We start from the raw sequence: 13,006 nt of genomic DNA, 5'->3' as shown, positions 1-13,006 counted from the left end.
GGGTGCGCTCCTACAAAGGGGGTGACGCAGGTATGGGGATGGCGGATCAATCTTGCCGGTCGGCTCTTTATGGGAGCGCACCCTGTGCGCGACAAACCTACGGAGCGGTACACCCAGGCGTGGCGGTCGCGCACAGGGTGCGCTCCCACAGACAAGTGGCGAGGTGCGAACTTGGGGCGCTACTGCGCGCCCTGCGCCGCAAAATACCTTGCCGGCGGCTGGCCGAAACTGCGCCGGAACATCGCCACGAAGGCGCTCACGCTGGCATAGCCCAAGGCGTCCGCCACGGCAGACACCGGCTCGCCATCGGCTAACCGCTCCAGCCCGTGCGTCAGTCGCGCCAGCTGTCGCCACTGGGCAAAGCTCAAGGCCGTTTCGCTGCGGAACAATCGGCTGAGGCTGCGCGGCGACAGGCCGGCCCAGCCTGCCCAGTCATCGAGACCGCGGTTGTCGTTGGGGTTTTCCAGCAGCGCCACGGCGATGCGCAGGGCGCGGCGATCCACCGGCATGGGCAGGTGCAGGGGTTCGCGTTGGGCGCGGCGGATTTCTTCCAGCAGCACGGTGGTCAGCCGCTCCTGGCTTTCGTCCAGCTGCGTTTCCCAGATCCACGAACTGGCGCGACGCACCAGTGCGCGCATCAGCTCGGTCACGCCGATCACGCACGGTTCGGTGGGCAGGCAGCCGCATTCGGACGGGGTCACGAATACGCCCCAGCCGGTCATCGGGCCGCTGAGTGTCACGGTGTGTTCCACGCCGGGCGGCATCCAGCCGGCGCGGTGCGGCGGGAGCAGCCAGGAACCCTTGGCCGTGCGCACATGCACCAGTCCGCTTTCCACGCAGTACAGCTGCCCGCGCAGGTGGGAATGCCAGCCGTATTCGCGGGTGCCGTCGTGGTACTCGCTGGCGGCTTCGCCCTCGGTCCAGTAGGCGATCACCGAGGGTCCATCGCGGCGCTCGATCAATTCGTGGAAGCGGTTCTCGTCGTGCTCGCTGACATGACCCATGGCTGGTTCTCGACAAACTTTGACCAAATAACGCTAACAGTAATCGCCCCGTCTGCCCAATCATGCTGGCCCGATCCCCACCGCTGCCGCCGCTGGCGGTGTCGAACGTGCCGTCAGTCGCGGTTTGCCGGCCCCGTGCCAAAGCTCCTGCTTGATCCGGAGCCGTCACGCCCGCACGCCGATACACGTCTTGATCAAGCCAGCGCGGCGCCGCCCCGGCGTCCAAGGGAGCCGATCCATGTCGATGATTGCCGTACGCATGCCCACCGCCGAGACCGAACCGCTCGAGGCGTTCGTGGCCTGTGCCCACCAGATGCTGGACCCCGACCTGCCCGAAGCCAGCCGCCGCGCGCTGGAGCCGAGGCTGGTCGCCCTGCTGCCGACCCTGCGGGCGCTGGGCGTGTTCGAGCTGTTCGAAGTGCGCCACCCGGCCCTGCGGACCTGGCTGGAGGATGAGATGCGGGAGGGACCCCGTTGAGTCCTGGCTAGACCTTGTCCGGGCAAAATCTAACCAACACATGTTTGCCTTGACAAATATTATTCCGGCAATAAAATTGCCGTCCCATGACCTCCTCCCACACCCCTTCCTACCCCCAGGACAGCATCGGCGTACTCGTCGGACTGGTTCGCGGCGAGATCGTCCGCAAGCTGGAAGCCGAGATGCAGGCCGCGGGTATCGAGCTGCGCTTCACCCAGTTCCTGATCCTCAAGCGCCTGGCCTTGATGGGCCCGATGTCGGCCAGCGAACTGGCCCGCGCGGTGGAACTGGATGGCGGCGCGATGACCCGCCAGCTTGACCAGCTCGAAGGCAAGGGCCTGCTGCGCCGCCTGCCGCATGAACAGGACCGCCGCGCCCTGCGCATCGAGCTGACGCCGGCGGGAGACGCCATGTGGCAGCAGATGACGCCATGCAATGAACACGTTCTGGATGCCGCGCAAAAGGCGCTGAATCCAACCGAGCGTGAACAGTTGCGCGATTACCTGGTGCGCGTGCTGGACGCGCTCCGCGATATGAACTGACCCGCTTCTACTCTTGGAAACCAACGCCATGCGTCTGCAAATCCTTGCGGCAGCCACCGGCCTCTCGCTTGCACTGGCGGGCTGCGTCAGCAGTGGCGGCCTGCACCCGGAAGGCACGCTGACCGAAGCCTCGTCACTGAAGGCCGATCGCAGCCTGTCCGGCGCCACGCTCTCCCCCGCTGCCTGGCCCGCCGATGACTGGTGGACCGGCCTGGGCGATCCGCAGCTGAGCGCACTGATCACCGAAGCGCTGAAGGACAACCCGAGCCTCAGCGTGGCCGACGCACGCGCCCGCCAGGCGCAGGCGCAAGCCGGTGCCGCCGATGCCGAGCGCGGCCCCAGCGTCACGGCCGGCGCCAATGTCATTGGCCAGCGCCTGCCGCTCACCGCCGCGCCGCCGGAACTGGGCGGCGGCAAGTTCACCTGGTTCAAGGACGCGCGCGCCAGCTTCAGCTGGGATCTGGATCTGTGGGGCGGCAAGCGCGCCGCGTGGGAAGCGGCCGTCGGCCAGCAGCATGCCGCTGAAATCGAACAGCAGGCTGCGCGCATCGAGCTTTCCACCAATGTTGCGCGCGCCTATGTACAGCTGTCCTACGCCTATGCCCAACAGGACGTGGCGAAATCCGAACATGAGCGCGCGGTCACCGCGCGCCAGCTGACCCAGCAGCGCGTGTCGGCCGGTCTCGACAACCAGCTCCAGCTCAAGCAGAGCGAGACCGAAGTGGCGAACTCGGACCAGCAGATGGCCGCAGCCAATCGCGCCATCGACGCGGCGCGCTCGTCGCTGGCGGTGCTGCTGGGCAAGGGCCCGGATCGCGGCCTCGACATCGGTCGTCCGCAGGCACTCAATCCGGCAGCGCTCGCTGTGCCGGCCGACGTGCCGACCGAACTGATCGGCCACCGCGCCGACCTCGTTTCCGCGCGCTGGCGCGTGGAATCGGCAGGCAAGGAGATCAAGGTCGCCAAGACCCAGTTCATGCCCAACGTCAGCCTCAGCGCGATGGCCGGCGTAGCCGCGTTCGGCAGCATCAACCCGCTGCAGTTGCCGGCGCGCTTCTACACTTTTGGTCCGTCGCTGAGCCTGCCGATCTTCGATGGCGGCCGTCTGCGTTCCAATCTATCCGCCAAGGACGCGCAGTACGACGAAGCCGTGGCCCAGTACAACCAGACGCTGGTGCGCGCGGTGAACGAAGTGGCCGACGGCTACGACGCCGTGCAGTCCGCGCAGGAACAGGTCGCCGCCCAGCAGCGCGCCGTGGATGCGGGCACGCAGGCCTGGCAGCTCTCCGAACAGCGCTACAAGGCCGGCGTGGGCAGCTATCTCGAAGCGCTGATCGTGCGCCAGCAGCTGCTGGTCGCGCAGCAGCGCCTCGCGGCCCTGCAGTCGCAGCAGATCGACCTCTCCGTGCAGCTTATCCAGGCCCTCGGCGGCGGTTTCCGTCCGCAGGCGGGCGCGGCCGACGTGGCCGTCCAATCTTCCTCTGAACATTCGCTCTAAAGGCTACCCCCATGTCTAGCCAGAATCCGCTTGCGGCCGAGACCGGCGCCGCCCAACCCCCCAAGAGCCGCCGCGGTTTCCTGTTGAAGGGACTCGTCGCCGTGCTGGTGCTTGCCGCCATCGGCTGGGGCGTGTGGTACTTCGTCGAAGGCCGTTGGTACGAAGACACCGACGATGCCTACGTCAACGGCAACCTGGTGCAGATCACCCCGCAGGTGACCGGCACCGTCATCACCATCGGCGCCGACGACGGCGACCTGGTGCATGCCGGCGACGTGCTGGTGAAGCTCGATCCGGCCGATGCCGATGTCGCGCTGGCGCAGGCCCGCGCCAACCTCGCCAGCACCGTGCGCAAAGTGCGTGGCCTGTACAGCAACGTCAGCGGCGCCCAGTCCGAAGTGGCCGTGCGCAAGGTGGCGGTGGACAAGGCGATGCAGGATTACAACCGTCGTCGCGATCTGGCCAAGTCCGGCGCCATTTCGGCCGAAGAGCTGTCGCATGCGATGGACGCGCTGACCTCCGCGCAGAGCGCCCTGACCAGCGCACAACAGCAGCTGCAGACCAACAAGGTACTGGTGGACGACACCGTGGTCGCCTCGCATCCGGACGTCCAGACGGCCGCGGCCAAAGTGCGCGCTGCCTATCTCGACGACGTGCGTACCTCGCTGCTGGCGCCGGTCGACGGTTACGTGGCCAAGCGTTCCGTGCAACTGGGCCAGCGCCTGGCGCCGGGCACGCCGCTGATGGCGGTGGTGCCGCTGCACGGCGTGTGGATCGACGCCAACTTCAAGGAAACGCAGCTGGGCAATATGCGCATCGGCCAGCCGGTGGAAATCCGCGCCGACGTGTATGGCGGTTCGGTCACCTACCAGGGCAAAGTCGAGAGCCTGGGCGTGGGCACGGGTAGCGCGTTCTCGCTGCTGCCGGCGCAGAACGCCACCGGCAACTGGATCAAGATCGTGCAGCGCGTGCCGGTGCGCGTGTTCTTCACCGATCCCAAGCAGCTGGAAGAACATCCGCTGCGCATCGGCCTGTCGACCAAGGTATCGGTGAACCTGCACGACACCAGCGGCCCGCTGCTCGCCAAGCAGGCGCCGACCCAGCCGGCCTTCAGCACCGATGTGTACAAGCAGCAGCTGGCCAAGGCCGACGGCATGATCGCGGAGATCATCCACGCGAACATGGCGGGTGAAGGTCAGAAGCAGTAAGCGGGCGGGCAAGGAGGCATCACGTGCCTCCATGTCTCCCTCAGTCATGAAATCTGTCATTCCTGCCTGCGCCGGAATGACGAGCAGGAACCGAGGCAGCTTCGGAACATGCGCAGCGCCAACCCTTCATTCCGCAGGTTATCCGTGCGATGAGCCAAAATTTCCAGCCGCGCAACCTCGCGTTGACGACCGTCGGTCTCTCGTTGGCCACCTTCATGCAGGTGCTCGACACGACCATCGCGAACGTGTCCTTGCCGACCATCGCCGGCAACCTGGGCGTGAGCGTCAACCAGAGCACCTGGGTGATCACCTCGTTCGCGGTGAGCACGGCCATCGCGCTGCCGCTGACCGGCTTCCTGACCCGTCGCTTCGGCGAGGTGAAGCTGTTCATCTGGTCAACGATGCTGTTTTCGCTGGCCTCCTTCCTGTGCGGCACCGCGCAGAGCATGCCGATGCTGATCCTGTTCCGCGCCATCCAGGGTGCGGTGGCCGGACCGATGTATCCGATCACGCAGAGTCTGCTGATCTCGATCTATCCACCAGCCAAACGAGGCATGGCGCTTGCACTGCTGGCGATGGTGACGGTGGTCGCGCCCATTGCGGGCCCGATCCTCGGCGGCTGGATCACGGACAACTATTCATGGCCGTGGATCTTCTTCATCAACGTGCCCATCGGCATCTTCGCCAGCATGGTGGTCGCCAACCAGATGAAGGGGCGTGTGGATGTCACCACGCGGCCGAAGATCGACTACGTGGGCCTGATCACCCTGATCATCGGCGTGGGCGCGCTGCAGATCGTGCTGGACAAGGGCAATGACGAGGACTGGTTCAGTTCGACCTTCATCATCGTCACGGCGATCGTGTCGGCCATCGCGATCGCCATCTTCCTGATCTGGGAACTCACCGACGACGAACCGATCGTCAACCTGAAGCTGCTGCGTCATCACAACTTCCGCACGGGCACGATAGCGCTGGTGCTGGCGTATGCGGCGTTCTTCGCGATCGGCCTGCTGATACCGCAGTGGCTGCAGCGTACGGTGGGCTATACCTCCACCTGGGCGGGCTTTGCCGCCGCGCCGCTGGGCATCCTGCCGGTGATGCTGACCTTCATCGTCGGCAAGTACGCTTCGCGCACCGATATGCGCCTGCTGGCCTCGTGTGCGTTCCTGATCATGGGCGCCACCTGCTTCATGCGCTCGAACTTCTTCCTGCAGATCGACTTCATGCACGTCGCCGGCGTGCAGTTGTTCCAGGGTCTGGGCGTGGCGCTGTTCTTCATGCCGGTCACCACCATCCTGCTGTCGGACCTGCGGCCGCACGAGATCGCCGCCGGCGGCGGTCTGGCGACCTTCCTGCGTACGCTGGGTGCGAGTTTCTCAGCCTCGCTAACCACCTTCCTGTGGGATCACCGGGCGATCGTGCATCACGCGCAGCTGACCGAACACTTCACGCCGTATGACAACTCGGCGCAGAGCACGCTGCAGGCGGTGGGTGTGACGGGGCAGGCCAGCAATGGCTTGCTGGAGCAGTTGATCAATCAGCAGGCGTACCAGATCTCGTTCAATGAGGTGTTCCACATGCTCGGTTGGGTGTTTATTTGCCTGATTGGTGTGGTGTGGATGGCGCGGCCGCCGTTTGGGGCTAAGGCTGGGCCTGGGGCGGATCATTGATTTTTGGGCGGGTTGATTAGGTATGACGGGAGAGGTCGCACTGATGCGGCCTCTTTTTTTCTTCTAGCTCGTCATTCCTGCGAAGGCGGGAATCCAGTGACTTTGCGCTTGGTTGTCACGTTATCGCCAGCTTGCCGCCTACGCGGCGGGCGTTTCGATCGGCTGCCGCCGCTCGAGTCACTTTTCTTTTGCTGGCCCAAAAGAAAAGTAACCCAAAGAAAATGGCCTGATAACGCCCGCAGCATTGTGTTGGGATAAGCCCGAACGCTTGAGGCAGGCCGTCAGGGGACAACCTCCGAGGGTACACAGGGGGTACTTCCAAGCGCTGCGCAACGCGCCCGAATCGCAGAGGACTTAAAGCGGGGCCTCGCTGCGCATTGGCTTGGGGCACCCCTTCTTTCCTTTGCCACGCCGGCTTGTCTGTGGGAGCGCACCCTGTGCGCGACGCCACGCCGCGGTGCACCGCTCCGTAGGTTCGTCGCGCACAGGGTGCGCTCCCACAAATAGCGGATCGGTGGGTTCAATTCTTCACGGGTACACCTTGTAGGAGCGCACCCTGTGCGCGACAGCCACGCTGCGGTGTACCGCTCCGTAGGTTCGTCGCGCACAGGGTGCGCTCCCACAAATAGCGGATCGGCGGGTTCAATTCTTCCTCGGTACACCTTGTAGGAGCGCACCTTGTGCGCGACCGCAGCGCAGGGGTGTACCGCTCCGTAGGCTGGTCGCGCACAGGGTGCGCTCCTACAGGTGATCTTGTGATGCAGCAGGCCGTCCAGACGTCCAAACAACAACGGCCCGCTTGGGGCCGTTGTGTTTCACTCCATCAGGGATTGAACGCCACGCCTACCAGCGCCATCGTTTCCCCGCGGTTGGAGCCCTTGATGCCGGCGTTGGAGACGTGGCGGATCTGGAAGGTCCAGTGGTCGCCTTGCCAGCCGACGGAATTGACGAATTCGCCGCCGCTGCTCAGTGCCAGCGTGCGGCCGCCCTGGGCGGCGATTTCGGAGGTCCAGAACAGGTGGTGGTACCAGTCGCCGCCGGTGCCGTAGCGCATGCGCACGCCGCCGCCGAGCAGCCACACGTCATCGGAGACGGCGTTGCCGTACTTGGATACGTTGCGGCCATTGATGAAGCCCAGGGAGGCTGCTGGCGCCCACGAAAACTTGCTGCTGCCGAAGGCGTGTTCGCCCCAGATGCTTTCGATCCACGCCGTATTGGTCCAGTAACTGTCTGAGTAGCTGCGGCCGCCGCTGATTTCGATACGGGGGTCGGCCAGGGTCGTAGCGGAAATGCCCATCAGGGCCAGCGCAACCGCACTGCGCAGGAGGGGATGTTGCATGGTCTTTCTTCTTTGACTTTGGGGGGAGGAGATTTGTGCACCGCTAAGTTTAATAACTTATTGGACCGACCGGTACTGGAAATAGGTCGAATCGAGACAACACAGCGTTGCCTGGGCGGCACGAGTGGTCGGCATCCCTGCGATCACGCGGTCAGCTTGTCTCAAGCGGTGTGAAGCGCACGCGGAGAACACCGTAAAACTACGGCGATACCAAGGTAGGGGATGGGCCTCCCGGCCGGTCCTCGAGGCTTAAAGGAGGACGCCGTCCACCGGCTGCAGCGGCGGCGGCAGATCGCGCTGGCCAAGCAATTCGCCCAGGCCGATTTCGATGGTGCGGCACATCGCGTCCAGTGCCAGGTCGTTGGGCAGGCGATCGAAAGGATTTTCGATCTGGTCGCCCAGCGCATCGAGTCCGAAGAAGGTGTAGGAGAGCACGCCCACCATCAACGGCGTCACCCAGCCCACGCTGCCGATCAGGCAGAACGGCAGCAGCAGGCAGTACATGTAGACCGTGCGATGCAGCAGCAGGATGTAGGCGAACGGGATGGGCGTGCCCTGGATCCGCTCGCAGCCGCCCAGCACATAGGACAGGCGTGTCACCTGCGCATCGATATTGGCCAGCAGCATCGGATCGAGCCGCTGTTCGCGATGCAGTTGCGCATAGCCCTGGCTGATCAGTGCCAGCAGCACGTTCGGCGGATTGGGCCGGCCGGCCAGCGCGGCGGCCTCCGTCCCCGTCAGCCAGCGCGATACCTCGTCGCCCGGCGCGGTGCCGCGCAACTGGTGACGGAGTGCGTGCGCAAAAGCGATCAAGCGATGCACCATGCGTTCGCGTTCCGGGCCCGTGAGTCCATCGGGTAGGCTCACCGTCTGGCGCGCGAGATTGCGCACCACGATCAGCAGCTCACCCCACAGCGTGCGCGCCTCCCACCAGCGTTCGTAGGCCACCGTGTTGCGGAAGCCCAGGAAGATCGCCAGGGTCAGTCCCATCAGGGTCAGCGGGATGGCGCCCAGCTCCACGCCGGTACGCGGCAGGTGTCGTTCCAGCAGCACCACCGCCACGGCCAGCAGCACCATGCCCAGCACGCGCTTCCAGATCACCGGGATGATCGATCCGCGCAGGGTGAACAGCATCAATCGAAGCGAGCGATGCGGGGGATGGATGACCATGGGAAGAGCGCGGCGGGAGGGTGGAGAAATTTTACCGCGCAGCGCCAGCTCAACTCGTCGGTGTTGACCTTTATTTATTACCCGGGCAATATTCGCGCTACATTTTATACCCGGGCAAAACCATGGCTGATCCCGCTTTCTGCGTCGCTTTCGACGGCCACCGCCGCATTGCGGCCGGCTCACTGGCGGAGGTCGCCGCAGCGACCAAGCGGGCGGTCGATGCCGGGGTCGACGGACCGGTGCTGATTTTCGACGAGATCGATGGCCGTCCGGTGGAACTCGACCTGCGCGGCACGCTCGCCGACGTGCTCGCCCGCCTCCCCGCATCACCGCAGGATGATGAACTTGCGCCACGTGGCCCCGGCCGCCCCAAACTGGGCGTCGTCGCACGCGAGGTCACGCTGTTGCCGCGTCATTGGGATTGGCTGGCCAGCCAGCCCGGTGGCGCATCGGCGAGCTTGCGGCGTCTGGTCGAGGAAGCGCGTCGCCATCATGCCGAGCGCGATGCGGCGCGTCTGGCCGGTGAAGCCGTCGATCGCTTCATGAGCGCGATCGCGGGTAATCTCCCGGCTTATGAAGAAGCATCGCGCGCGTTCTGGCGAAAAGAGCGTGAGCGTTTCATGCAGGTGACGGATGCGTGGCCGGCCGATGTGCGCGAGCATGTGCGCCGTCTGGCCATGCGTGCATGGCAAGCCAGCGCCGCCTGATCTCCCCTCCCCATCGCGGAATGATTCGATGTCATCTCTTGCTGCAAGGCAGCCCCTGCTTACCGAAGGACCGATCGCCAAGACCCTGCTGATGTTCGCCTTGCCCATCCTGGGCAGCACGGTGCTGCAGTCGCTCAATGGTTCGGTCAATGCGATGTGGATCGGCCACTATCTGGGCGAAGCCGCGCTCACCGCGGTGAGCAACGCAAACCTGATCCTGTTCCTGCTGCTAGGCGCGGTGTTCGGGCTCAGCATGGCCTGCACGATTCTGATCGGCCAGAGCCTGGGCGCGCGCAACATGCTGGAGGCCAAGCGCGTGGTCGGCACGGGCGTGACGTTCTTCGTCTCGGTTTCTATCATCGTGGCGATCGGTGGCTACTTCGGCACGCCGTGGATGCTCAACGCGCTCAATACGCCCGTCGATGCACAGGCGTTCGCAGTGCCGTACCTGCGCATCATCTTCATCGCCGTGCCCTCGATGTACTTCTACGCCTTCCTGATGATGACGCTGCGCGGCGCCGGCGATTCGCGCACACCGTTCTACTTCATGGTCTTGTCGGTGGCGATGGACATCGTGCTCAACCCGCTGCTGATCTTCGGCGTGGGACCGTTCCCGCGCATGGGCATCGCCGGCTCGGCCACCTCCACGCTGATTGCGCAATCGGTGGCGCTGGTGGCGCTGCTGATCACGCTGTACCGGCGCAAACACTTCCTGCGCCTCACGCGCAGCGAGCTGGGCTATCTCAAGCCCGACATGGAGATCCTGCGTTCGCTGGTGTTCAAGGGCCTGCCGATGGGCCTGCAGATGATCGTGATCTCCAGCTCCGCGATGATCATGATCCACATGGTTAACAACTACGGCTCCAAGACCACCGCCGCCTACGGCGCGGCCACGCAGCTGTGGACCTATGTGCAGATGCCCGCGATGGCGATTGGCGCGGCGGTGTCGTCGATGGCGGCGCAGAACGTGGGTGCGAAACTGTGGGATCGCGTGAGCCGCATCACCAAGGTGGGCGTGCTCTACAACTTCCTGCTGAGCGGCATGCTGATCGCGCTGATCTACCTGTTCAACCACGCCGCGCTCGGCATGTTCCTGCCCAACGACGGTGAGGCGCTGGCGCTGGCGCAGCATCTCAACAGCATCGCGGTGTGGTCCTTCATGTTCTTCGGCGTGACCTTCGTGCTGTTCGGTGTGGTGCGCTCCACCGGCGCCGTGGTGCCGCCGCTGGTGATCCTGTTCATCTCGATGTGGCTGTTCCGGCCGCCGTTTGCGTTGGCGCTGGCGCCCAGGCTGGGGGCCGATTCGATCTGGTGGAGCTTCCCGCTGGGCTCGCTGGCCTCGATGATGATGGCGATGGGCTACTACAAGTGGGGCGGCTGGCGTCGCGCGCGCATGCTGGCCACGCCGATCGACAAGGCCGGCCTGGAAAAGGCCAGCGACGAGGCTGCTGTCGCCGGCCAGCAGGCGCCCACCACCGGACAGGGCGTGCCTGCCTCGGCTGAGTGATCCGTCTCACCCTGCGCGTGGATGCGCGCAGAGTGAATCAGGCTTCACGCATTGCCATGTGACTGTCATCCGGGCTGCCTAGGGTTGCCCGATGACTCGCATGAATCCCTCGCGCCGGCAGTTCCTGCGCGGCATGGTCGATATGGTCGGCGCCGCCACGGCTGCCGAACTGGGCCTGCTCGCCTGGTCCTCGCCCGCCATCGGCGACGAGAAGATGGCGCGCATGGCCATGCCGCAACTCGCTGCGCCCAAGGTGCCGCTGGTGAACCCGGTGACTCTGGCGCGCTTTGTCGATCCCTTGCCGCTGCCCAAGATCGCCAAGCCGGCGGGGCAACGGGCGCATGCCGCATATCCCGGCAAGCAACTGCCGTTCTATCGGATGGAGATGCGCGCGTTCAAGACGCAGCTGCATCGCGATCTTCCGCCCACGCCCATGTGGGGTTACGACGGTTCGTTTCCGGGGCCGACCTTGCTGGCCAAGCGCAACGAGCCGCTGTTGATCGAATGGGCCAATGCGCTGCCCGAAAAGCACTTCCTGCCGATCGACCACAATATCCACGGCGCCGAGCGCGACAAGCCGCCAGTGCGCACCGTGACGCATGTGCACGGCGCGCGTGTTCCGCCCTCAAGCGACGGCTATCCGGAAGAGTGGTTTGTACCCGGTCATTCGAGCGTGTCGCACTATCCCAACGCGCAGGACGCCGCCACGCTGTGGTATCACGATCATGCGATGGGCATTACGCGGCTGAACATCTACGCAGGACTGCTCGGCGCTTACCTCATCGAGGATAATGCGGAATCCTCGCTGTCACTTCCCAGCGGCGAATGCGATCTGCCGCTGATCCTGTGCGATCGGCTCATCGCGAAGGACGGCCAGCTCTACTATCCCGTCTCGGATGATCCGCAAGCGCCGTGGGTGTCCGAGTGCAACGGCAACGCCATCCTGTGCAACGGCAAGTTGTATCCGTACTTCGAGGTAGAGCCGCGCCGCTACCGCTTGCGGCTTGTCAACGCAGCCAATACCCGCTTCTATGAGATGTCCTTGTCTGCTGGCCTGACCTTTACGCAGATCGCCAGCGATCAAGGTCTGCTGGCTGCACCCGTGCCGCGCCAGCGCGTCACGCTGTATCCGGCCGAACGCGCGGACGTCGTGATCGACTTCTCCGGCATGGATGGCAAGCAGGTGCAACTGCGCCAGCAGGCCGAGGCGATCATGGAGTTTCGCGTACGCGACAAGGGGCGCCGCGATACCGGCGCGTTGCCTGCCACGCTCCGCACCATCGAGCGCCTTGCCGCAGCCAGCGCCGTGCGCGATCGCGTGCTCACGCTGGGCGAACAGGATGATGCCGGCGGCAGCCCGATGATGATGATGCTCAACGGCAAGCATTGGTCTGCACCGATCACCGAAGACCCGCGCCAGAACACCACTGAAATCTGGAGCATGGTGAACCTCACCGGCGATGCGCATCCGATGCATCTGCACCTGGTGCGCTTTCAGGTGCTGGAGCGCCGGCCGTTCGATCTGTTCGCGTGGAACGAGAGCAAGACGCTCAAGTACACGGGGCCGGCGATAGCGCCTGGGCCGGAGGAGATGGGGTGGAAGGATACGGTGCGTGCGGATCCGGGGATGGTGACGCGGATCATCGCGAAGTTTGAAGGGGGGCCTGGGCGGTATGTTTGGCATTGTCATCTGTTGGAGCATGAGGACAACGAGATGATGAGGCCGTTTCAGTTGTTGCCGGGGTGACTTCGGTTTTTCGCGTGGTCTCGCACTTCTCCCTCTCCCCTTCGGGGAGAGGGTTGGGGTGAGGGGCCAATCTAGCCTCACCCTTCTTGCTCATCATTTGCGCCCGGTGGTCGCGCTACCGCGATCTGGCTCGCCT

The 13,006-nt window shown here is 64.8% G+C and carries 11 protein-coding genes; 8 read left to right on the top strand and 3 right to left on the bottom strand.

From position 1 onward, the window contains the following. Positions 1-179: 179 nt before the first annotated feature. On the bottom strand, positions 180-1,004 hold the full coding sequence (locus tag Y882_RS03140; protein ID WP_046970429.1) for an AraC family transcriptional regulator: 825 nt from the start codon (positions 1,002-1,004) through the stop codon (positions 180-182). Positions 1,005-1,242: 238 nt separating this feature from the next. Between Y882_RS03140 and Y882_RS03135 the strand changes: the two genes are divergently transcribed. From Y882_RS03135 to Y882_RS03115, 5 genes are all read left to right on the top strand, one after another. Continuing rightward, entirely contained in the window at positions 1,243-1,482 is a 240-nt protein-coding gene (locus Y882_RS03135; RefSeq protein WP_046970428.1) for a hypothetical protein, read from the top strand. Between the two features lie 86 nt (positions 1,483-1,568). Further along, entirely contained in the window at positions 1,569-2,024 is a 456-nt protein-coding gene (locus tag Y882_RS03130) for a MarR family winged helix-turn-helix transcriptional regulator (RefSeq protein WP_046970427.1), read from the top strand. Between the two features lie 28 nt (positions 2,025-2,052). Further along, positions 2,053-3,522, top strand: a complete 1,470-nt coding sequence (locus Y882_RS03125; protein ID WP_046970426.1) for an efflux transporter outer membrane subunit — start codon at positions 2,053-2,055, stop codon at positions 3,520-3,522. Between the two features lie 11 nt (positions 3,523-3,533). Beyond that, the gene (locus tag Y882_RS03120) at positions 3,534-4,730 is read left to right on the top strand and encodes an HlyD/EmrA/EmrK family protein (RefSeq protein ID WP_046970425.1); all 1,197 of its coding nucleotides are present in this window, start codon (positions 3,534-3,536) and stop codon (positions 4,728-4,730) included. Between the two features lie 149 nt (positions 4,731-4,879). Next, on the top strand, positions 4,880-6,400 hold the full coding sequence (locus Y882_RS03115) for a DHA2 family efflux MFS transporter permease subunit (protein ID WP_046970424.1): 1,521 nt from the start codon (positions 4,880-4,882) through the stop codon (positions 6,398-6,400). A gap of 823 nt (positions 6,401-7,223) precedes the next feature. Here the strand turns inward: Y882_RS03115 and Y882_RS03110 are convergent. Beyond that, positions 7,224-7,739 (bottom strand): hypothetical protein, encoded by a 516-nt coding sequence (locus Y882_RS03110; protein ID WP_046970423.1) that lies wholly within the window; start codon positions 7,737-7,739, stop codon positions 7,224-7,226. 249 nt (positions 7,740-7,988) lie between these two features. Next, complete coding sequence (locus Y882_RS03105) at positions 7,989-8,909, bottom strand: bestrophin family protein (RefSeq protein WP_046970422.1); 921 nt, start codon at positions 8,907-8,909, stop codon at positions 7,989-7,991. 20 nt (positions 8,910-8,929) lie between these two features. Here Y882_RS03105 and Y882_RS03100 point away from each other — a divergent pair, with 20 nt between their 5' ends. The 3 genes from Y882_RS03100 to Y882_RS03090 all read left to right on the top strand — a co-directional run bounded on the left by Y882_RS03100 (position 8,930) and on the right by Y882_RS03090 (position 12,870). Then, positions 8,930-9,616, top strand: coding sequence for a DUF2239 family protein (locus Y882_RS03100; protein ID WP_425479397.1), 687 nt, complete (start codon positions 8,930-8,932; stop codon positions 9,614-9,616). Between the two features lie 28 nt (positions 9,617-9,644). After that, positions 9,645-11,123, top strand: a complete 1,479-nt coding sequence (locus tag Y882_RS03095) for an MATE family efflux transporter (RefSeq protein ID WP_046970420.1) — start codon at positions 9,645-9,647, stop codon at positions 11,121-11,123. A 91-nt stretch (positions 11,124-11,214) separates the two neighbouring features. Then, positions 11,215-12,870 (top strand): multicopper oxidase family protein, encoded by a 1,656-nt coding sequence (locus Y882_RS03090; RefSeq protein ID WP_244466191.1) that lies wholly within the window; start codon positions 11,215-11,217, stop codon positions 12,868-12,870. Positions 12,871-13,006: the final 136 nt, after the last annotated feature.

Origin of the sequence: Dyella japonica DSM 16301, assembly GCF_001010355.1 — a bacterium.
GTDB lineage: Bacteria > Pseudomonadota > Gammaproteobacteria > Xanthomonadales > Rhodanobacteraceae > Dyella > Dyella japonica.
This window is presented reverse-complemented; position numbering and strand designations above follow the sequence as displayed.

Coding starts and splice junctions, on each gene's coding strand:
- Y882_RS03125 (WP_046970426.1), top strand. CDS start 2,053: ATGCGTCTGCAAATCCTTGCGGCAGCCACCGGCCTCTCGCTTGCACTG.
- Y882_RS03120 (WP_046970425.1), top strand. CDS start 3,534: ATGTCTAGCCAGAATCCGCTTGCGGCCGAGACCGGCGCCGCCCAACCC.
- Y882_RS03135 (WP_046970428.1), top strand. CDS start 1,243: ATGTCGATGATTGCCGTACGCATGCCCACCGCCGAGACCGAACCGCTC.
- Y882_RS03110 (WP_046970423.1), bottom strand. CDS start 7,739: ATGCAACATCCCCTCCTGCGCAGTGCGGTTGCGCTGGCCCTGATGGGC.
- Y882_RS03140 (WP_046970429.1), bottom strand. CDS start 1,004: ATGGGTCATGTCAGCGAGCACGACGAGAACCGCTTCCACGAATTGATC.
- Y882_RS03115 (WP_046970424.1), top strand. CDS start 4,880: ATGAGCCAAAATTTCCAGCCGCGCAACCTCGCGTTGACGACCGTCGGT.
- Y882_RS03105 (WP_046970422.1), bottom strand. CDS start 8,909: ATGGTCATCCATCCCCCGCATCGCTCGCTTCGATTGATGCTGTTCACC.
- Y882_RS03130 (WP_046970427.1), top strand. CDS start 1,569: ATGACCTCCTCCCACACCCCTTCCTACCCCCAGGACAGCATCGGCGTA.
- Y882_RS03095 (WP_046970420.1), top strand. CDS start 9,645: ATGTCATCTCTTGCTGCAAGGCAGCCCCTGCTTACCGAAGGACCGATC.
- Y882_RS03090 (WP_244466191.1), top strand. CDS start 11,215: ATGACTCGCATGAATCCCTCGCGCCGGCAGTTCCTGCGCGGCATGGTC.